The following is an 895-nucleotide window of genomic DNA, read 5'->3' on the forward strand; positions in this document are numbered from 1 at the left end:
AAATCAATTAATGGTTCATACAAATTGAATCCATCTAATATAGCTCCAGCAACAACGAGTGTTGCCATTGTATGAGCTGGTGTTAGCTTTCCAACATCAAACATAAGTTGGCCGATTACACATATAAGTCCGCCAATGACGAAAGCCCAGAAAAAAATCATTGCGTTGCACCTCCAAATTCAATCGAAACGGCATGAGCGATACACGGAATCGTTTCTTCTTGTTGGAATGTAAGTGGAGATAGTAAAGCGCCTGTCGCAACGACAAGTATTTTATTAAACTCTCCTCTTTTCATTCGGTTTAATAAGTGACCGTATACGACCGTTGCGGAACACCCTGGTCCACTAGCGCCAGCGATGACAGGTTGCCCTTCTCTATAAATGAGCAGCCCGCAATCTTGAAACTGTTCGCTCGTTACTTTCGTTCCGTGTTTATGTAATAAGTCATAAGCAATTTCGCGTCCTACATGTCCGAGGTCACCCGTTACGATTAAATCGTAGTAAGAGGCATCAATTTGTCGTTCGCGTAAATGGGCTTCAATTGTATCAACGGCAGCTGGAGCCATTGCACCTCCCATATTAAATGGATCTGTTAATCCCATATCAACCACTCGTCCGATTGTGGCAGATGTTACCCTAGGACCGTGTCCAGTATCGCTTAAAATAGCAGCTCCTGCTCCGGTTACTGTCCACTGCGCGGTAGGTGGTTTTTGCCCACCATATTCGGTAGGATAGCGGAACTGTTTTTCTACAGCTGTATTATGACTGGATGCACCAGTTAATAAATATTTTGCGCCTTTTGCATTTACGATACTTGCTCCAAGTGCTAAACCTTCCATAGAAGTAGAACAAGCGCCGAATAGTCCGAGATAAGGAGTGCCCAGTGTACGGCAAGC

The 895-nt window shown here is 44.2% G+C and carries 2 protein-coding genes; both read right to left on the reverse strand.

Annotation, left to right across the window (positions count from 1 at the left end):
- Window positions 1-161: SpoVA/SpoVAEb family sporulation membrane protein (locus PDQ68_RS28580; protein ID WP_252242569.1), on the reverse strand; the 161-nt coding region annotated here is incomplete at its 3' end.
- On the reverse strand, window positions 158-895 hold a 738-nt coding region (locus PDQ68_RS28585), incomplete at its 5' end, for a stage V sporulation protein AD (RefSeq protein WP_089614114.1). The genes PDQ68_RS28585 and PDQ68_RS28580, both read right to left, overlap by 4 nt.

It is taken from the genome of Bacillus cereus group sp. Bc010 (genome assembly GCF_027716745.1).
GTDB classification, from domain to species: domain Bacteria; phylum Bacillota; class Bacilli; order Bacillales; family Bacillaceae_G; genus Bacillus_A; species Bacillus_A pacificus.